We start from the raw sequence: 19,570 nt of genomic DNA, 5'->3' as shown, positions 1-19,570 counted from the left end.
CCACCGTAGTGTTTTGCTAATACTGTGGTGATGGCTGCTGTTAAAGTTGTTTTACCGTGGTCAACGTGGCCGATTGTACCCACGTTTACGTGCGGTTTTGTACGTTCAAATTTTTCTTTAGACATTGCTAATGTTTCCTAAAAGTGCGGTATAAAAAGTAAGAATTTTATACCGCTATTATGTTACAAAAATATTATTTTTTACGTGCTTCGATTACTGCAGCTGCAACACTTGTTGGCGCTTCAGCATATTTTAACGGTTCCATTGAGTATGATGCACGACCTTGGGTTTGTGAACGTAAGTCTGTTGCATAACCGAACATTTCAGAAAGTGGAACTTCTGCATCAATCTTAACAACAAATTCGTTCGCCTCTTGACCGTTAACCATTGCACGACGACGGCTTAAATCACCGATTACATCACCCACATACTCAGGTGGTGTTTCAACTTCTACTTTCATGATTGGCTCTAATAGAACCGGGTTTGCTTTAGCGAACGCTGCTTTAAATGCTAAAGAAGCCGCTAATTTAAACGCTAATTCGGATGAGTCCACATCATGGTATGAACCGAAGTGTAAACGCACACCAAGGTCAACTACCGGATAACCCGCTAATGGACCGGATTTAAGTTGCTCTTGGATACCTTTGTCAACAGCCGGGATGTATTCGCCAGGAATTACACCACCTTTGATTTCGTTAACAAATTCGTAGCCCGGACCTTCCGGCTCTAATGGATACAAGTCGATAACAACATGACCGTATTGACCACGACCACCGGATTGTTTTGCGTGTTTACCTTCAACATCATTAACACGGGTACGGATAGTCTCACGGTAAGATACCTGTGGTTTACCGATATTCGCTTCCACTTTGAATTCACGTTTCATACGGTCAACGATGATATCTAAGTGTAATTCACCCATACCTGAAATGATAGTCTCACCGGATTCCTCATCAGTGTGAACACGGAATGAAGGGTCTTCTTGTGCTAAACGACCTAATGCAATACCCATTTTTTCTTGGTCTGCTTTAGTTTTTGGCTCTACCGCAACAGAGATTACCGGCTCTGGGAATTCCATACGCTCAAGAATGATTGGTGCTTCAATTGCACATAATGTATCACCTGTCGTCACATCTTTTAAGCCGATTGCCGCAGCAATATCACCGGCGCGAACTTCTTTGATCTCTTCACGTTTGTTAGCATGCATTTGAACGATACGACCAAAACGCTCACGTTTTTGACGTACTGAGTTCAACACTGTATCACCTGAGTTGATTACACCAGAGTACACTCGGAAGAAGGTTAAGTTACCCACAAATGGGTCAGTTGCAATTTTAAATGCTAATGAAGAGAATGGCTCTTCATCGCTTGCATGACGTTCACCTTCAGTTTCATCAGGGTTAATACCTTTAATCGCTGGAATGTCTGTCGGTGCAGGTAAGTATTCAACTACAGCGTCAAGCATCGCTTGAACACCTTTATTTTTGAATGCAGAACCACAGGTTACTAAGATAATTTCATTCGCTAACACACGTTGACGAAGACCTGCTTTGATCTCTTCTTCAGTTAATTCTTCACCGCCAAGGTATTTTTCCATTAACTCTTCAGATGCTTCAGCTGCTGCATCTACAAGATTTTGACGCCATTCTTCACAGTCAGCAATCATATTTGCAGGGATGTCTTCGTAAGTGAAAGTCATACCTTGGTCAGCTTCGTTCCAGTTGATTGCTTTCATTTTGATCAAATCAACAACACCGGTAAAGTTTTCTTCTGCACCGATTGGAAGTTGAAGAGGAACAGCATTCGCGCCTAAACGGGTTTTTAATTGCTCAACTACACGTAAGAAATTTGCACCGGTACGGTCCATTTTATTAACAAACGCAATACGCGGAACTTCATATTTGTTCGCTTGGCGCCATACGGTTTCAGACTGAGGTTGAACACCACCTACAGCACAGTAAACCATTACCGCACCATCAAGAACACGCATAGAACGTTCTACTTCAACAGTAAAGTCTACGTGCCCTGGAGTGTCAATAACATTGATACGGTGTTGTGGGAATTGTTGAGACATACCAGACCAGAATGCGGTTGTTGCCGCAGAGGTGATGGTGATACCGCGTTCCTGTTCTTGTTCCATCCAGTCCATTGTTGCCGCACCATCGTGTACTTCACCGATTTTGTGGCTCACACCTGTATAGAATAAGATACGTTCAGTAGTAGTCGTTTTACCCGCATCAATGTGCGCACTAATACCGATATTACGATATCTTTCAATAGGAGTTGTACGTGCCATTATTATAACCTTGTTTAGTTTAATATCTGTTTATATAAGGGTAAGGCTTCATCAATGATGAAGCCCTTTAAATCCAAAAGCTTATTACCAACGATAGTGAGCAAATGCTTTGTTAGCTTCAGCCATACGGTGAACGTCTTCACGTTTCTTCACTGCTGCACCTTTGTTATCAGAGGCATCTGATAATTCGTTTGCAAGGCGTAAAGCCATTGATTTATCACCACGTTTACGTGCTGCTTCTACGATCCAACGCATACCTAATGCATTACGACGAACCGGACGAACTTCAACCGGTACTTGGTAAGTAGAACCACCAACACGACGAGATTTCACCTCAACGGTCGGACGCACATTTTCAAGTGCGATTTCAAATGCTTCTAAAGGTTCTTTACCCGTACGCTCAGATAAAGTTTCTAATGCACCGTAAACGATGGATTCGGCAACGGATTTTTTACCGTCTACCATGATTACATTAATAAATTTTGCAAGTAACTCTGAACCGAATTTCGGATCTGGAAGAATCTTGCGTGGTTCAATACTACGACGACGTGGCATTGCGAATTTCTCCGTATTTTAATCTTCAGGATATCCAAAACTCATCAGCAATCTTCCTTCATTGAGGAATTTTGCAGCGCATGCGCTTTTGACTGGAGTTTATGGTTTAAATTGTTTTGCTAATTTAGACGTTTGGCCTTACTTAACGGAGAACCATTAAGCTTTAGGACGTTTAACGCCGTATTTAGAACGACCTTGTTTACGATCTTTCACGCCTGCGCAGTCTAACGCGCCGCGTACTGTGTGGTAACGCACACCCGGTAAGTCTTTAACACGACCACCACGGATTAATACAACACTGTGCTCTTGAAGGTTGTGACCTTCACCACCAATATAAGAAGTTACTTCAAAACCATTTGTTAAGCGGATACGACATACTTTACGTAACGCTGAATTTGGTTTTTTAGGAGTTGTAGTATATACACGAGTACATACACCACGTTTCTGCGGGCAAGCCTCTAATGCAGGAACGTTGCTTTTTACAACCTTTTTCACACGCGGTTTGCGTACTAGCTGGTTGATAGTTGCCATTAAAAAAGCTCCAGTTTAAATGTTATTCAATAATAGAATGTTGTTCAAAAAATCTACTTCAATATAGAAATAGACGCTGAATTCTAATGATTTTGCTAGTCCTTGTCAATAATTAAACCCGAGAGGATCGTGAAAGGATCGCGAATCATAAATATAGTAATATTCTTAAATTAAAGGATTATTTCAATCTTTAGTTTTTATCACACGCCTCCCTACTCTTGATTTCCTAAACCAATATCGCCATAATCCCACGCCAATTTACATAAAGATCCTTCGCTAAATCGGGATCAACAACCAGAGAAATAAAAATGCCTCAAAATCAACCGCACTTTTATCGCGGACGTTTTTCCGTTGCGCCAATGCTTGATTGGACGACACGTCATTGTCGTTATTTTCATCGCCAATTTTCTAAACATGCTCTACTTTATACGGAAATGGTCACCACACCGGCAATTATCTATGCCAAATATGATCTCTTGGATTTTGATCCCTGTGAAAATCCCGTTGCGTTGCAATTAGGCGGAAGTGATCCTGAGCAACTCCAACATTGTGCAAAACTAGCGGAAGAACGGGGGTATCATGAAATTAATCTGAATGTGGGCTGCCCTTCTGATCGGGTGCAAAACGGAATGTTTGGTGCATGCTTAATGGCAAAAGCGGATTTGGTGGCGGAATGTGTCGAAAATATGCAACAGGCGGTGAATATTCCTGTAACGGTTAAAACCCGTATCGGTATTGATGATCTTGATAGTTACGAATTTTTATGTGATTTTATCGAAAAAGTGCAGAATAAAGGCTGCCAGGAATTTATTATTCACGCACGTAAAGCTTGGCTTTCCGGTTTAAGTCCGAAAGAAAATCGTGAAATTCCACCACTTGATTATGAACGCGTGTATCAATTAAAACGCGACTTTCCACATTTGACTATCGTTATTAACGGTGGAATCAAAACCGTAGAAGAAATGAAACAACATTTGCAATTTGTCGACGGCGTAATGGTGGGACGCGAGGCTTATCAAAACCCAAGTTTACTCGGCACTATCGATCAAGCCTTGTTTGACTCCGATATGCCAATTATTAGCCCAAGAGAAGCGGTGCTGGCAATGCTGCCTTATATTGAAAAACAACTCAGCCAAGGTGTCTATCTCAATCATATTGTTCGTCATATGCTGGGCGCATTTCAACATTGTAAAGGAGCACGCCAATGGCGTCGTTATTTAAGTGAAAACGCATTCAAACAGGGGGCGGGGATTGAAGTTATTGAAACAGCACTTAGTTTTGTTGAGAATTAAGACCTAGGCTAAAAATGTGACGTATTTCACAAATCTCAATTTTTTTTCTTTCCATTTACCCTTATTTATACTATAATCTTGCCTCAAGATTTGAGAGGGAGATCATCGTGTTTCTTGAAGTATCAAGTCTTACATTTCTTGGTATATCGAGTCTCTCCTATTCATTACTTATAAATTTCTAATTTGATCCTGTTTTACTTTTTTTGAATTGGTCTTAACTGCATCAGTGGTTTGACATGGATGTTAAAAAACAAAAGTGCGGTTAGAAATAACCGCACTTTCTTACTGACATATCACTAATTTCGTTTTAGCATTTTGTAAATATTGACAAATAGAAAACGGCACTTCATCTGTAAACAGGTATTCGACATCCCCCAGCTCCCCTAAGCGAACGATTGCTTGTCGGGTAAATTTTGAATGATCGGTCACCAACAAGGTTTGCCGTGAACTTTCCATAATCGCACGTTTCACTTGCACTTCGTGATAATCGTAATCCAATAAAGAGCCGTCTTCATCAATCGCACTGATACCAAGAATACCAAAGTCTAAACGAAACTGGGAAATAAAATTTACTGTAGCCTCACCAATAATCCCCCCATCCATCCGTAACGAACCACTCGCCATAGTAATATCAAAACTTTCGTTTTGCCGGAGCAAATGGGCTGCATTCAGATTATTTGTAACAATACGTAAAGATTCGTGATTAAGTAACGCATTTGCTACCGCTTCCGGCGTCGTGCCGATATCAATAAATAACGAAGCGCCATTCGGAATAAGTTTTGCAACTTCTTGGGCAATGCAATTTTTTTGTGAAGAAAAGAGCTGTTTGCGATCAATATAATCAGAATTTTCTGCGGAAGAGGGAGAAGCGGCGCCACCATGATGACGGCGAATAAAATTCAGTTCTGCAAGAACATTCAAATCCCGCCGGATTGTTTGCGGACTGACATCCAGCCGGATAACCAAATCTTCTGTACTTAAATAACCATGCTGATTGACAAGCTCCATAATTTTTTGATGACGAATGGATTGTTTCATATCATGTTCCTTAAATAAATAGCGCTGTTACTCTACCCGATTCAAATAAATTTTACTATCAATAAATCCCCAAAATAATCCAACTATTAAACCCGAAATATGGGCGGCATTACCAATATAAATATCAAATAGAGGGCTAATAAATCCAAATATCAGCCCCACGAGTAACATTGTAAAAAAACCCTTCGGCAAATCAAACATATTAGCATTCAGTTTATCGACTACAAAGACATAACCCAACACCGCATACACCACACCTGATAATCCAAAAAAGCCTGCGCCTGAAAAATAATTTTGTACGATACCGCTCACAATGGCAGAAACTAAAAAAATAAAAAATAGTTTTCTTCCGCCAAAATAGCGTTCAATCACACTTCCGAATAACCAAAACCAAGATAAGTTCGCAATAATGTGAATGTTCGACAAATGCACAAAAGAATGCGTGATATAACGCCAAAGCGCCCAATCCTGATCAAAATAAACCGGATAATGAAAGGCGTCCATAATACTTTCTTCAAAACCGATTTGTTGCAATAAATATACGATGACGCAGATCGCAGTGATAATGTGTAACGGTGTAAAATAACGGGATAAATCAGAATTTTTCATAAAATAATAAGTCTCTTAATCAACTTTCAGCACAGTAAAAAATTATTATCGTAAATCGTCCAAGGAATTAAAATTCATAAATCGCCCTTCACTTGTTGTAAATTTCACCGAAATCCCTTTATTTTCCCGCATAAATTGCAGCAGCCTCCGCTCACCGGCGGCAAGGTAATCCCGTAATGCCTCTTTTAATTCTACCAACATTAAACAAAATGTGGGATGTTCTCTTTCTTCATCACAGGCATAAGCAATCAAAGTGCGGTCATTTTCCACCGCATTTTTGAGTTTTGTGAGTAAGTTTTTAGGAAAAAAAGGACTATCGCAAGGTGTGAACAAAACAAAATCCGTACCGGCTTTCTCAAGCCCACTCAACATACCGCCTAACGGACCTTGAAAATCCGCTGATGCATCGGCAAAAACAGGAAAACCGAATTTTGCGTATTCGGCTTGGTTTCTATTGGCATTAATAGAAATATCCGCAATTTGTGGCTGTAAACCTTCAATCATATGTTGGATCAAAGGCTTACCCTGTAAAATCTGTAAACCTTTGTCACGTCCTTCCATTCTCCGAGCTTTGCCGCCCGCCAAAATCACCGCACTTATCGTTGCCATATTTTATTCTGTGAGAATTTGCAGTATCATGCGCATATTTTTTACGATTAAAAAGAAAATAGCAATGAAATGTAAGCGTTTAAATGAAGTTTTGGAACTTTTACAACCTTATTGGTCTAAAGCCCCGGATTTGAGTTTGATGGAAATCTTGCAAAAAATCTCAGATGAATCAGGTTTCAAAAAACCATTAAATGAATTAACCGATGAAGTGATTATTTATCAGTTAAAAATGGACGGTACGGATAAGCACGAGCCCATTCCCGGTATCAAAAAAGATTACGAAGAAGATTTTAAAACCGCGCTGTTAAAAGCACGTGGCATAATAAAATAAGGAAAAAACAAATGAAAAAATTTTTACTCGCCTTAGGCACGTTAATTTCTGTTAATGTCTTCGCGGCTGATTTACAAGAAGGTAAACAATATATCCAAGTGAGCCAACAACCTACAATGCAAAAAGAAGTGATTGAATTTTTCTCTTTTTATTGCCCCCATTGTTATTCTTTTGAAATGGAATATAAAATTCCTCAACAAGTTAAGGACAGCTTGCCTGAAGGCGTTGTATTTAAACAATATCATGTGAATTTTTTAGGACGTCAGTCTGAAAATTTAACCCGAGCTTGGGCATTAGCCATGGCACTAGGCGCGGAGAATAAAGTCAAAACACCTTTATTTGAAGCTGCACAAAAAGATCGTTTAAAATCAATGGACGATATTCGCACAATCTTCTTAGATAACGGCGTGACTGCAGAACAATTCGATGGCGGAATTAATAGCTTTGCGGTGAACGGCTTAGTGAACAAACAAGTGAACGCTGCTACCCAATTTGGTGTGCGTGGCGTGCCGGATTTTTATGTCAATGGAAAATTCCGTGTGAATCCTGAAGGTTTAAATTATGATGATTTCGTCAAAGATTATGTGGAAACCGTAAAAGGTTTATTGCAAAAATAACAAAAAATTGGTTTAATGCCTGCCTTTTTTAAGCTATCAAAGAAGAGAGATAATCATGGCTGCAAGTTTCAGTGTTACCCGTCGTTTTTTTGACGATAAAAACTATCCGCGCGGATTTTCGCGTCACGGTGATTACACCATTAAAGAATCACAAGTGCTTGAACAATACGGTCAAGCATTCAAAGCCTTGGATTTAGGTGAACGTGAACCGGCAACAAAAGAAGAAAAAGAGTTTGTTGCATTCTGTCGTGGAGAACGTGCAGCGGAAACTTTCTTTGAAAGAACATGGCATAAATACCGCACCCGTATTAACACCACCAAACGTGTTTACACCCTCTCTGGTGATGTAAGCGAAGCCGCTTCCGGTGGTGATGATTATTCCGGCGAATAAGATTAATGAGACAAGGCAGGCAGACGTCTGCCTTTGTTTATTCTGTAAATTGCTTTACCCCATACAGCTGGACTCAACGAATGCAACTCCCTGTTTCTCAATACACCGAATTACTACAAAAAAAACAAGAAAAACTGACCGCACTTCTACGCCCGTTTAATGCGCCAACAATTCAAGTGTTTGATTCACCAACCAACCATTATCGTATGCGGACGGAATTTCGCATTTGGCACGAACAAGGCGATTTTTATCATATTATGTTTGATCAAAGCACACGTAAGCCTTATCGTGTGGACGAATTTCCTATCGCCAGCCGGCTCATAAACCAAATGATGCAAACCCTGCTTCCTTTGCTCAAACAACAAGAAATTTTGCATAAAAAACTGTTCCAAATCGATTATCTCAGTACCTTGAGTAATAAAATTATCGTCAGTCTTTTGTATCACAAAGCGCTTACGGAAGAATGGCAACAAGCAGCAGAAACTTTGAGAAGGCAGCTTATTGAACGGGGTTTTGATGTTCAATTGATTGGCAGAGCAAGTAAACAAAAAATTTGCCTTGAACAAGATTATGTGGATGAAGTGTTGCCTGTCGCCGGGCGAAATTATGTGTATCGCCAAGTGGAAAACAGTTTCACCCAACCGAATGCCGTGGTGAATTGTAAAATGTTGGAATGGGCAGTGGATTGCACAAAAAAAAGTGAAGGCGATCTGCTCGAACTTTATTGTGGTAATGGTAATTTCTCGATTGCCTTAGCACAAAATTTCCGCAAAGTGCTTGCCACAGAAATCGCTAAGCCTTCCGTAATAGCGGCACAGTTTAATATCGCAGAAAATCATGTGGATAATCTGCAGATCATCCGAATGTCTGCGGAAGAATTTACCCAAGCGATGAACGGTGTACGAGCCTTTAATCGATTAAAAGGCATTGATTTAACCGCCTACGAATGTAACACGATTTTTGTCGATCCGCCCCGCGCAGGGCTTGATCCTGATACGATAAAATTGGTACAAGGTTATGATCGCATTTTGTATATTTCATGTAACCCTCATACTTTATGCGATAATTTACAGGCACTTTCAAAAACACACCGCATTGAAAAAGCGGCATTGTTCGATCAATTCCCCTACACCCATCATATGGAAAGCGGCGTATGGCTGATTCGCAAGTAAAGATTCAGCTGATTTCCGAATCAACGGAAAAAACGCTCGAAAATTTAACCGCACTTTGCGGTGCAATGAATATTATCCATGATACCCAAAGCCCGCTTGCATTGGTGCAAACGGACGAACGTTTGGAATTACGTAAATTGGACGAACCCAAACTGGGGGCTGTCTATGTAGATTTCGTGGGTGGTGCGATGGCACATCGGCGAAAATTTGGTGGTGGCCGTGGTGAAGCCGTGGCAAAAGCCGTCGGAATTAAGGGAAATGAACTGCCAACAGTGGTTGATGTCACCGCAGGATTAGGGCGAGATGCTTTTGTGTTAGCCGCTATCGGTTGCCAAGTGCGTTTGATCGAACGCCACCCTGTTGTACATTTACTGTTGCAAGACGGCTTAAATCGAGCCTATCAAGATGAAGAAATCGGTGAAATGTTGCAACAAAATTTGCGTTTATTAAAGGTTCGTCATATTCATGAATTGGTCTCTGAAACGGACTGTGCTGATGTGGTTTATCTTGATCCTATGTATCCGCACAAACAAAAATCTGCCTTGGTAAAAAAAGAAATGCGCGTGTTTCAACATTTAGTCGGAGCAGATTTGGATGCGGACGAACTGCTTGCTCCTGCATTACGGCTCGCCCGAAAACGTGTGGTGGTGAAACGTCCTGACTATGCGGAATTTCTCGCAAAAAAACAACCGCACTTTAGCCGTGACACGAAAAACCACCGCTTTGATATTTATTTGGGAGAAGCGCAATGTTAAAAGAGAGCGCAGTGGTCATCAGCTATGAAAATGGCATGGCAAGAGTAAAATGCCAGTCCCAAAGTGCTTGCGGACAATGTGCGGCAAAAAATAGCTGTGGCATGTCCAGCCTTTCCGAACTCAACGGCAAACGTGGCGAACATATTTTCACCGTAGAAACTATGATGCCATTGAGTGAAGGGCAAGTCGTGGAAATTGGTTTAGAGGAAAAATCTATGTTGTTTTCCGCTTTATTGATGTATATCGTGCCGCTTGTAGCCTTGCTTCTAGCAACAGGGTTATCCCATTATATCAGCGAGAACGAACTGAGCCGTGCTTTGGTTATTTTTCTTTTTACCGCCATTTCCTTTGTTTTCATTAAGAGATACACCAAAAAATTGAGGCAGCAAGCAAAGTTTCAGCCGGTCTTACTACGTGTACTTTCTTGAAAATGTGGGAAAATTTAACCGCACTTTTAACTTTTTCTGCGAAGCTCCTCGCAAATTTGAATACTTGCTGAAGTAAAGAAACATAAAATCAAACAAAATCCCGTTTTTATTTAAAACGGAGAAAATCATGTTTAATTTATTCCGCTCACCCATTGAGAAAAGCTCATTATCGGCTTGGTCAAAATTAACGGATGATATTGCAAAAGTTGCCATTCTAGCGATGCCTGTTATACTCTACGGCAAACATTCTCTTGCTTTTAAAGGGATGAATATTGCTTTTTTACTTATCATTGCTTATATTTTTTTAGTAATGGGTCGTTTTTTCGTCAACTATCGGAGGAAAGATAATATGGGACTTACAGTTGGTCTTGGCATTATTGCACTGATTGGTATCGCCGGCGCTATTTGGGCAAATCATCTCTTAAAAAATTCTCGATAAATATCATCAACCCCGATTTATCGGGGTTTTTACTGTTTGAAAATCGTTAAAGTGCGGTCATTTTTAAGGTTATTTTTATGCGTGTTCAAATTCCCCTTCTTGGTATTACCGGTTATAGTGGCAGCGGTAAAACTACGCTATTAGAAAAACTTATCCCTGAATTAATTGCTCGTGGCATTCAAGTTTCTGTGATCAAACATAGCCATCATAATGCTCAAGTGGATAAGGAAGGGAAAGACAGTTGGCGAATGAAAGAAGCAGGCTCTGCTCAAGTGATAATGGCGTGTGATAACCGTTGGGCGATAATGACAGAAACGCCCTCACCTGTTTCACTTGATTATCTGGCTCAACAATTTGATCGCACATTAACGGATTTAATTCTTGTAGAAGGATTTAAACAAGAGCCAATTCCGAAAATTCTTTTGCATCGCCAAGAAATGACAAAACCCTTGCCGGAAATAGACAACAATGTCCTTGCTCTCGCCACCAATTATTACCTTGAAACCGACCACACTTTGTTAGATATTAACCAAATTCCACAGATAGCTGATTTTATCAAAACTTGGTTTCGCTCGCAGGAAAAAAAATGACGGATACCCGCACTTATCACGGCTTGGCTTGGGTGGCGGCAATGGCGCTTTTTATGCAAAGCCTTGATGCCACGATCTTAAACACCGCATTACCGGCAATTTCTGCCGATTTGCGTAAACCAGCGTTTGAAATGCAAATGGCGATTATCGCCTATTCTTTAGCCGTTGCCTTGTTTATTCCCCTCACTGCATGGGCTGCGGCAAAATTCGGTACGCTCACGGTGTTTCGCAGTGCCGTATTCACATTTGTCTTGGGTTCGGTAGCTTGTGCCGCTGCACCTAATTTGAACAGTCTCGTTCTCGCTCGCGTTATTCAAGGAATTGGCGGGGCGTTTATGATGCCAGTCGCCCGTTTAGCCATTATTCAATCTGTCCCTAAACATCAACTCCTTAACGCTTGGAATTTTATGGCTACCGCAGGTTTAATCGGACCGATTTTAGGACCGATCTTAGGAGGGTGGTTGGTCATTCACGCAACCTGGCATTGGATTTTCTTAATTAATATTCCCATTGGCGTATTAGGTATTTGGGTTTCCGGTAGAGTAATGGACAATATCAAAGGTAATGAAGAAAAACTGGACTGGACAGGTTTTTTATTATTTGCTTTCGGTTTGGTTGGGCTCACTCTGGGATTAGATCTCTTAAGCGAAAATCAGCAAAATTTGGTGATCACTTATAGCGCACTTATTCTCGGTATCGGCTTATTAGTGATTTATGTGATGTATGCGAAAGGAAATGAACGGGCAATTCTACCGCTTTCCCTATTCCACACTCGAACATTTAGCCTAGGCATACTGGCTAATTTATTTATTCGCTTATCTGCTTCCGGCGTGCCATTTTTATTGCCGTTAATGTTTCAACTTTCCTTTGGGTATAGTGCAGAAATGTCCGGTTGGCTACTTGCACCTATTGCCTTAATGTCAGTGATATTCAAAACCGTCATCGGGCATATTCTGAATAAATTCGGCTATAAGACGACGCTGATTTCATCCGCACTTTTTATGGCGATGGGGATTATTTCAATGGCATGGCTCAATAATCAAACCTCTCTTGGCTGGATTGTCTGTAATTTAATGTGGTATGGCGCTTGTATGTCTATGATTTTTACTGCCGTAAATACATTGGCTGTAAGCGATCTTTCTCAGGCACAAGCCGGTGCAGGATCAACGGTACTCAGCATTGTCCAACAAGTGGGCATTGGCTTTGGTATTGCTGTATCGTCTATTATTTTGAATTTCTATCGCCAACTTTTCGAGAATGAAGTCAAATTATTACAACAAGCCTTCAGCTATACATTCTTAACCTCATCTATTTTTGCTATTTTATTGCTCTTGACCTTAGCCAAACTACATAAAAGAGATGGAAATCATTTGCGTAAGAATTGTAGTTAACCCTCATTATGTCGAAGAAAAGTTTTATTCTTGGTTTATTTTTTCGTGTGCTTTGTTTACGCTTAGGGTCCTTTATTTTTCTATACTTTATTCAAAAATTGCGCTATTATTCGCCAGTTATTGAGTCACTAAGTTGGTTTTTACCCGATATTTTATTTATGAGGGGTAAATTATACTAGTCAATCTATGGGAATATTATCATGAACAAAATATTTAAAGTAATTTTTAATCACACCACGCAAACTTGGATGGCAGTATCCGAGTTAGCAAAAGGGCATTGTAAATCCTCCTCTAATAGTGCCGTTGAGGTTTCGGATAAAAGTGAGGTTATTAGAGGGAAATCTTTTGTCGGCATTAAGACTATTGCTATTACATCTGCAATGATGATGGCAGCGATTGTGCCGAATGCCTTCGCCGTCAAAGCTGACGCCGGTGGGAATACCGGTTCAGTCCGATGGAAAACCGGAGAAGGAACCGCGATTGCAGGTGGTAATGCAAACGGAGATACTAACGCCATTGCCATTGGTCGCAATAATGATAGAGGCGGAGAACATGAAGCACAAGCTTTTGCACCGGGGGCAATTGCGATTGGTACCGGTGCTAAAGTTGGTAACCAAGGGAAAGATGAGAATGCTCGTGGAGGTATTGCACTGGGTTATAATGCTTCATCACAGGGAGTATCAGCAATCAGTATTGGTGACAGTAGTAGTGTAACAGCAGCAGGAGGTACAGCTGTTGGTATGCATACAACTGCAGGAACAGGGGTTGCGATTGGTCAATATGCCTCAGCATCAAATGCTCGTACTGATAAAGCTAGTGTAGCAGTAGGAGCAAATGCAACTGCAAATGGCGAACTAACAATAGCTATTGGTACAAAAGCCACGGCCTCATCTGGTGAAACGGTGGCATTAGGTACTAATGCTACTGCCGGTGCTCAATATCAGAATCATGCCACCGCAATAGGGGCTAATTCTAAAGCCGTTCATCAAGGTGGGGTAGCATTAGGGTACTATTCAGAAACTGAACGAGCGGGAACATCCACAAACTTTATAGTAAAAAATGATACGGGCAGTGATGTTAAGTCTGACAATTTTGCTGGAGCTGCAGTAACTGGAGATCCTAGCGATAGTCCAGATATTACTAGAGTTGTATCTGTAGGTAATGGAACAACAAAACGCCAAATTATTAATGTTGCAGCAGGGCGGGTTTCAGCAACATCAACCGATGCAATCAATGGTAGTCAACTTTATCAAGTAATGAAACATACGGGTTTCAATATTCAACAAAACGGCAGTACAAAATCTCGTATTAATAATAATGGTTTAGTGAATTTCACTAATGGCGACTATACAACAGCAGTGGTTACCGATGGTGATAACAGTTCATCTGTCAAAATGAATGTGGTGACACAAAATATTTCTACTAATGCGCAAGGTGTGACGAGCGCTTCTGGAACAGCAGGTTTAACCACGGCTAAAACCGTATCCGATGCGATTAATAATGCATTAAATCGTTCTGGATTCTCACTCAAAGCTAATGGTGAGAGTGGGGAGGGTGAGAAAATCACAAGAAATGACTCTATTAATATTGCTCAAGGGAAAAATATTAATGTAACCCGTAACGGTAGCACAATTACAGTCAAGACCGTTGATAGTCCAAGCTTTACTGATGTTACAGCGAGTGGTTCATTAACGGTATCCGGTACATCAAATTTACGTGGTGATGTTTTACTTGGTGGTGAAGGTAAAAATATTACTTTCCAAGGAAAATCTAACGTAGATATGGGTGGAAATAAAATTGCTAATGTGGCTAATGGCACAGCAAAAACGGACGCAGTAAATAAAGGACAGTTAGATGCTGTAAGCACAGTTGCTAGCGCTGCTAATACTACGGCAAATACTGCCAATACAACAGCAAATGCGGCTAACGCAACGGCAAATACTGCCAATACAACAGCAAATGCGGCTAACGCAACGGCAAACACTGCCAATGCAACTGCGAATACAGCTAACACAACGGCAAATACCGCCAATACCACAGCAAACGCGGCTAACACAACGGCAAACACTGCCAATGCAACGGCAAACACTGCCAATGCAACTGCGAATACAGCTAATACAACGGCAAATGCGGCCAACACAACGGCAAACTCAGCCCTAAATAAAGTTAATAAAGGTTGGAACATCAATACAGACAAGGTTGAAGGCGGTAATGTAGAAGGTAGTAATTCAACCAACGTTCAGATGGGTGATACGGTAAAAGTCATTGCAGGAAAAAATCTTAATATCACTCAAAGTGGTAAAGATATTACATTATCCGTTAACGATTCACCGAATTTCACCAGCATTACAACAAGCAATGGTGCAACGATTGGCGGAGATTTAACTGTTAATGGTACAACTACAACTAAAGACTTAAATGTTACCAACAACACAAATATTGAGAAAAACTTAACCGTTAAAGGTGATTCTACGGTGAAAGGTAACTCTACGGTTGAAGGGACAACCACAACCAAAGACCTAAATGTCACCAACAACGCCAATATCGAAAAAGATTTAACGGTAAAAGGCAATTCAACTGTTAATGGCACGACCACTACAAAAGACTTGAATGTGACCAACAGCGCCAATATCGAAAAAGATTTGACGGTTAAGGGCAATTCAACTGTTAATGGCACGACCACAACCAAAGATCTCAATGTTGCTGATACAGCAACTATCAAAGACCTGAACGTTACCAACAATGCCACCGTTAATAATTTAACTGCGACCAACGGTACAATTACTAACTTGAATTCAACCAACGGTACGATCACCAATTTAACTTCTGAAAATGGCACGTTTAGCAATAAACTGACTTCCACAGGTGAAACCGTATTATCCGGTAATACAACTGTAGGCGGTCAAGATAAAACCTTTACGGTAGCGAATGGTACCAAAGTGGATATGGGTGGCAATGTTATCAGCAACATTACTGACGGAAATATCTCCGAAGGCAGTAAAGATGCGATAACAGGTGGTCAATTACACACCACAATTCAAAATATCACCTCAAGCCTAACAGATAAAGGGTTAAGCTTTACAGGTAATTCAGGAAATACAAGTCGCAAATTAGGTGAAACATTAAATATTACTGGAGCAGCTACAACAAGCGGTGAATATAGCTCTAAAAATGTCAAAACCGTGGTGACAGAGGGTAAAGTTGAAATTCAAGTGGCTGAAAACCCTGAATTTGAAACACTTTCTACTAAAGGTGATGTAACCATTGGTGGTAATTCAACAGTGAATGGTGATAGTACAGTCAAAGGCAATGCAACCTTTGAGAAAAACACTGTCACCAAAGGTAATGCAACAGTTGAAGGCACAACTACAACCAAAGATTTGAATGTCACAAACAATGCAACAATTTCGAAAGATCTGACCGTGGGTGGAAATAGCACTGTTAGCGGTGACAGCACAGTAAAAGGTAACGCGACCTTTGAGAAAAATGTCACTGTAGACGGCACAACCACAACCAAAGATTTGAATGTCACCAACAGCGCCAATGTCGAAAAAGATTTAACGGTAAAAGGCAATTCAACCGTTAACGGAAACTCAACGGTTAATGGCACGACCACGACAAAAGACTTGAATGTGACCAACAGCGCCAATATCGAAAAAGATTTGACGGTTAAGGGCAACTCAACGGTTAATGGTACAACCACAACCAAAGATCTCAATGTTACTGATACAGCAACTATCAAAGACCTTAACGTTACCAACAATGCCACCGTTAATAATTTAACCGCAACCAACGGTACGTTTAGCAATAACCTGACTTCCACTGGTGAAACTCTATTATCTGGTAACACAACTGTAGGTGGTCAAGGTAAAACCTTTACGGTAGCGAATGGCACCAAAGTGGATATGGGTGGCAATGTTATCAGCAACATTACTGACGGAAATATCTCCGAAGGCAGTAAAGATGCGATAACAGGTGGTCAACTTCACTCGACAATTCAAAACATTACAACAAGCCTAACCGATCAGGGTATGAATTTTACAGGGAACAATGGTGTAGTTGTCACCCGTAAATTAGGTGAAACTCTTACGGTTCAAGGTAACTTAGCAGAGAATAAAGAAGCTGATAGCAGCAATATTCGTACAGTTGCAAATGCAACGACAGGTGCGATAGAAATTGTGATGGCAAAAGACCCTACATTCCGTAACTTAACAGCGACCGGTAATGCAACTGTAGGCGGTGATTTAGGTGTAAATGGTACAACCACAACAAAAGACTTGAATGTGACCAACAGCGCCAATATCGAAAAAGATTTGACAGTAAAAGGTAATTCAACCGTTGATGGCAACTCAACTGTTAATGGCACGACCACAACCAAAGACTTGAATGTGACCAACAATGCCAATATCGAAAAAGATTTGACGGTAAAAGGTAATTCAACAGTGAAAGGTAACTCTACTGTTGAGGGCGATAGCACGGTTAAAGGTAATGCGACAGTTGAGGGTACAACAACCACTAAAGATCTTACTGTCACTAATAACGCAACAGTGAATAATTTAACCGCAACAAACGGCACAATCACCAATTTAACTTCTGAAAATGGCACGTTTAGCAATAACCTGACTTCCACAGGTGAAACTGTATTATCCGGTAACACAACTGTAGGCGGTCAAGGTAAGACCTTTACGGTAGCAAATGGTACTAAAGTGGATATGGGTGGCAATGTTATCAGCAACATTACTGACGGAAATATCTCCGAAGGCAGTAAAGATGCGATAACAGGTGGTCAATTACACACCACAATTCAAAATATCACCTCAAGCCTAACAGATAAAGGGCTAAGCTTTACAGGTAATTCAGGAAATACAAGTCGCAAATTAGGTGAAACATTAAATATCACGGGAACAGCTACAACAAGCGGTAACTATAGCTCTAAAAATGTCAAAACTGTGGTGACCGAGGGTAAAGTTGAAATTCAAGTGGCAGAGAAACCTGAATTTGAAACAATTTCGACCACAGGTGATGCCACAATTGGTGGTAATTCAACAGTGAACGGTGATAGCACAGTCAAAGGCAATGCAACCTTTGAGAAAGATACTGTCACCAAAGGTAATGCAACAGTTGAAGGCACAACTACAACCAAAGACTTGAATGTGACCAACAACGCCAATATCGAAAAAGATTTGACGGTAAAAGGTAATTCAACGGTGAAAGGTAACTCTACTGTTGAGGGTGATAGCACTGTCAAAGGCAATGCGACTTTTGAGAAAGATACTGTCACCAAAGGTAATGCAACAGTTGAAGGCACAACTACAACCAAAGATTTGAATGTGACCAACAACGCCAATATCGAAAAAGATTTGACGGTAAAAGGTAATTCAACGGTGAAAGGTAACTCTACTGTTGAGGGTGATAGCACTGTCAAAGGCAATGCGACTTTTGAGAAAGATACTGTCACCAAAGGTAATGCAACAGTTGAAGGCACGACTACAACCAAAGACTTGAATGTGACCAACAACGCCAATATCGAAAAAGATTTGACGGTAAAAGGTAATTCAACGGTGAAAGGTAACTCTACTGTTGAGGGTGATAGCACTGTCAAAGGCAATGCAACCTTTGAGAAAAATACTGTCACCAAAGGTAATGCAACAGTTGAAGGCATGACTACAACCAAAGACTTGAATGTGACCAACAACGCCAATATCGAAAAAGATTTGACGGTAAAAGGTAATTCAACGGTGAAAGGTAACTCTACTGTTGAGGGTGATAGCACTGTCAAAGGCAATGCGACTTTTGAGAAAGATACTGTCACCAAAGGTAATGCAACAGTTGAAGGCACAACAACCACCAAAGATCTTACTGTCACTAATAACGCAACAGTGAATAATTTAACTGCGACAAACGGCACAATCACCAATTTAACTTCTGAAAATGGCACGTTTAGTAATAAACTGACTTCCACAGGTGAAACCGTATTATCCGGTAATACAACTGTAGGCGGTCAAGATAAAACCTTTACGGTAGCGAATGGCACAAAAGTGGATATGGGTGGCAATGTTATCAGTAATATTGGTGAAGGGAATGTAACAGAGGGTAGTAAAGATGCAGTAACAGGTGGTCAACTTTACACAACGATCCAAAACTTCAGTAATCTTACAGGTAAAGGTCTGAATTTTACGGGAAATAATGGTGAAATTGTCAACCGTAAATTAGGTGAAACACTGACAGTTAAAGGCAGTTTGGCAGAGGATAAAGAGGCTGATAGTAGCAATATTCGTACTGTAGCTAATGCAACAACAGGTGCGATAGAAATTCTAATGGCGAAAGATCCGACTTTCCGTAACTTAACAACGACCGGTAATACAACAATTGGTGGAGATTTAACTGTAAATGGAACAACTACGACCAAAGATTTGACTGTAACGGATACCGCAACGATCAAAGATCTGAATGTCACAAACAATGCAACAATTTCGAAAGATCTGACCGTGGGTGGAAATAGCACTGTTAATGGCGATAGCCTTGT

At 40.7% G+C, this 19,570-nt stretch carries 17 protein-coding genes and 1 pseudogene; 11 read left to right on the top strand and 7 right to left on the bottom strand.

All coding sequences use genetic code 11. The annotated features are described in order from the left end of the window. From BKK47_RS06600 to rpsL, 4 genes are all read right to left on the bottom strand, one after another. Nucleotides 1-125 (bottom strand): GTP-binding protein (locus tag BKK47_RS06600; RefSeq protein WP_230589789.1); only part of this gene is annotated, 125 nt, incomplete at its 3' end. A 68-nt stretch (nucleotides 126-193) separates the two neighbouring features. Continuing rightward, complete coding sequence (fusA, locus tag BKK47_RS06595; RefSeq protein WP_077494092.1) at nucleotides 194-2,296, bottom strand: elongation factor G; 2,103 nt, start codon at nucleotides 2,294-2,296, stop codon at nucleotides 194-196. A gap of 84 nt (nucleotides 2,297-2,380) precedes the next feature. Then, complete coding sequence (rpsG, locus tag BKK47_RS06590) at nucleotides 2,381-2,851, bottom strand: 30S ribosomal protein S7 (protein ID WP_018356117.1); 471 nt, start codon at nucleotides 2,849-2,851, stop codon at nucleotides 2,381-2,383. Nucleotides 2,852-3,007: 156 nt separating this feature from the next. After that, nucleotides 3,008-3,382 carry a 30S ribosomal protein S12 gene (gene rpsL / locus BKK47_RS06585; RefSeq protein ID WP_005543325.1) on the bottom strand — a complete coding sequence of 125 codons (375 nt, stop codon included), beginning with the start codon at nucleotides 3,380-3,382 and terminating at the stop codon, nucleotides 3,008-3,010. A gap of 308 nt (nucleotides 3,383-3,690) precedes the next feature. On the opposite strand from rpsL, the gene dusA reads away from it, so the two are divergent. Beyond that, a complete protein-coding gene (dusA, locus tag BKK47_RS06580; RefSeq protein WP_077494091.1) occupies nucleotides 3,691-4,674 on the top strand; it encodes a tRNA dihydrouridine(20/20a) synthase DusA in 984 nt (327 codons plus the stop codon). A 282-nt stretch (nucleotides 4,675-4,956) separates the two neighbouring features. Here the strand turns inward: dusA and BKK47_RS06575 are convergent, their stop codons facing one another. The 3 genes from BKK47_RS06575 to mobA are packed head-to-tail and all read right to left on the bottom strand — an operon-like array spanning nucleotide 4,957 to nucleotide 6,930. Further along, nucleotides 4,957-5,712 carry a DeoR/GlpR family transcriptional regulator gene (locus tag BKK47_RS06575; RefSeq protein ID WP_077494090.1) on the bottom strand — a complete coding sequence of 252 codons (756 nt, stop codon included), beginning with the start codon at nucleotides 5,710-5,712 and terminating at the stop codon, nucleotides 4,957-4,959. A 27-nt stretch (nucleotides 5,713-5,739) separates the two neighbouring features. Continuing rightward, a complete protein-coding gene (locus BKK47_RS06570; RefSeq protein WP_077494089.1) occupies nucleotides 5,740-6,321 on the bottom strand; it encodes a rhomboid family intramembrane serine protease in 582 nt (193 codons plus the stop codon). Nucleotides 6,322-6,366: 45 nt separating this feature from the next. Beyond that, a complete protein-coding gene (mobA, locus tag BKK47_RS06565; RefSeq protein WP_077494088.1) occupies nucleotides 6,367-6,930 on the bottom strand; it encodes a molybdenum cofactor guanylyltransferase MobA in 564 nt (187 codons plus the stop codon). A 64-nt stretch (nucleotides 6,931-6,994) separates the two neighbouring features. Here mobA and BKK47_RS06560 point away from each other — a divergent pair, with 64 nt between their 5' ends. The 10 genes and pseudogenes from BKK47_RS06560 to BKK47_RS06515 all read left to right on the top strand — a co-directional run. Then, the gene (locus BKK47_RS06560) at nucleotides 6,995-7,261 is read left to right on the top strand and encodes a YihD family protein (protein ID WP_077494087.1); all 267 of its coding nucleotides are present in this window, start codon (nucleotides 6,995-6,997) and stop codon (nucleotides 7,259-7,261) included. Nucleotides 7,262-7,272: 11 nt separating this feature from the next. Continuing rightward, nucleotides 7,273-7,878 (top strand): thiol:disulfide interchange protein DsbA, encoded by a 606-nt coding sequence (gene dsbA / locus BKK47_RS06555; RefSeq protein WP_077494086.1) that lies wholly within the window; start codon nucleotides 7,273-7,275, stop codon nucleotides 7,876-7,878. A 55-nt stretch (nucleotides 7,879-7,933) separates the two neighbouring features. After that, nucleotides 7,934-8,269, top strand: coding sequence for a MaoP family protein (locus BKK47_RS06550; protein WP_077494085.1), 336 nt, complete (start codon nucleotides 7,934-7,936; stop codon nucleotides 8,267-8,269). Nucleotides 8,270-8,349: 80 nt separating this feature from the next. Beyond that, nucleotides 8,350-9,441 (top strand): tRNA (uridine(54)-C5)-methyltransferase TrmA, encoded by a 1,092-nt coding sequence (trmA, locus tag BKK47_RS06545; RefSeq protein WP_077494084.1) that lies wholly within the window; start codon nucleotides 8,350-8,352, stop codon nucleotides 9,439-9,441. Further along, the gene (locus BKK47_RS06540) at nucleotides 9,423-10,196 is read left to right on the top strand and encodes a class I SAM-dependent methyltransferase (RefSeq protein WP_077494083.1); all 774 of its coding nucleotides are present in this window, start codon (nucleotides 9,423-9,425) and stop codon (nucleotides 10,194-10,196) included. The genes trmA and BKK47_RS06540 overlap by 19 nt, the downstream gene beginning before the upstream one ends. Beyond that, a complete protein-coding gene (locus BKK47_RS06535; RefSeq protein ID WP_077494082.1) occupies nucleotides 10,190-10,624 on the top strand; it encodes a SoxR reducing system RseC family protein in 435 nt (144 codons plus the stop codon). Before BKK47_RS06540 ends, BKK47_RS06535 begins: the two co-directional genes overlap by 7 nt. Before the next feature lie 127 nt (nucleotides 10,625-10,751). Beyond that, nucleotides 10,752-10,972: pseudogene (locus BKK47_RS06530) on the top strand (hypothetical protein). A 168-nt stretch (nucleotides 10,973-11,140) separates the two neighbouring features. Continuing rightward, nucleotides 11,141-11,653: a molybdopterin-guanine dinucleotide biosynthesis protein MobB gene (gene mobB, locus BKK47_RS06525; RefSeq protein ID WP_077494081.1), complete on the top strand. Its 513-nt coding sequence runs from the start codon at nucleotides 11,141-11,143 to the stop codon at nucleotides 11,651-11,653. Next, the gene (locus tag BKK47_RS06520) at nucleotides 11,650-13,044 is read left to right on the top strand and encodes an MDR family MFS transporter (RefSeq protein WP_077494080.1); all 1,395 of its coding nucleotides are present in this window, start codon (nucleotides 11,650-11,652) and stop codon (nucleotides 13,042-13,044) included. The genes mobB and BKK47_RS06520 overlap by 4 nt, the downstream gene beginning before the upstream one ends. A 200-nt stretch (nucleotides 13,045-13,244) precedes the next feature. Beyond that, nucleotides 13,245-19,570, top strand: a 6,326-nt coding sequence (locus tag BKK47_RS06515; protein ID WP_143529595.1) for an ESPR-type extended signal peptide-containing protein, incomplete at its 3' end; no start/stop codon positions are given.

Origin of the sequence: Rodentibacter mrazii (assembly GCF_001998825.1) — a bacterium.
Taxonomy (GTDB): Bacteria; Pseudomonadota; Gammaproteobacteria; order Enterobacterales; family Pasteurellaceae; genus Rodentibacter; species Rodentibacter mrazii.
This window is presented reverse-complemented; position numbering and strand designations above follow the sequence as displayed.